Annotated in this window: 1 protein-coding gene; it reads left to right on the plus strand. The window is 34.9% G+C overall.

Translation table 11 applies throughout. The features are described 5' to 3' along the window. Positions 1 to 817: sugar ABC transporter permease (locus tag RT405_RS09090; protein ID WP_396163616.1), on the plus strand; the 817-nt coding region annotated here is incomplete at its 5' end. Positions 818 to 913: the final 96 nt, after the last annotated feature.

Here is a 913-nt window from a genome sequence, read left to right on the forward strand (position 1 = left end):
CTTATTCTTTACGTATTTTATTTTAATTAGTGTGATGGCTGCCATAATTTATCCGCTTCTTTGGACAATTGGGGCAAGTTTCAATCCAGGAAATAGCTTGATTAGCACGACACTGATTCCTAAAAATCCAACTTTGGACCATTATCGCGAATTATTTGCTGGTCATAAAAATTTGCCGTATGCACAATGGTATAAAAATTCAATGAAAATTAGTATTTTCACCATGCTATTTACAGTTATAAGTGTATCATTTACAGGTTATGCTTTTTCACGATTCCGTTTTAAAGGACGTAATAATGGATTGACCTTATTCTTACTTTTACAAATGATTCCACAATTTTCTGCATTAGTTGCCTTATTCGTTTTAGCTCAGATGTTAGGCATGATGAATAGTCATTGGTTGCTGATTGTATTGTATACTGGCGGCCAAATCCCGATGAATACGTATTTGATGAAAGGGTATATGGACTCTATACCTATTGACTTAGATGAAAGTGCGCGTATTGACGGAGCTAGTCCAACTAGGATTTTTTGGCAGATTATTTTGCCGTTATCAAGACCTATGCTTGCAGTAGTAGCTATGAATGGCTTTACCGGTCCTCTGGGAGATTTTGTATTGTCTTCTGTTATTTTAAGAAAAACAGAAGCTTATACCTTACCGATTGGATTATTTAACCTAGTCAATGATGTAATGGGAGCTAGTTATACTACTTTTGCAGCGGGAGCTATCCTAATCAGTATTCCGATTGCAGTAATTTTTGTTTTACTTCAAAAGAATTTTGTAGCTGGCTTAACAGCAGGCGGAACAAAAGGATAAAAAGCAACAGGCGTTTGTCCTAATTTTACGTATAAAAATGAAATATAGAGGAAAAGGAGTTTTTTTTAACATGTTGAATCGTAAGAATAAGCCAAT

It is taken from the genome of Carnobacterium sp. (assembly GCF_032094055.1).
Taxonomy (GTDB): Bacteria; Bacillota; Bacilli; order Lactobacillales; family Carnobacteriaceae; genus Carnobacterium_A.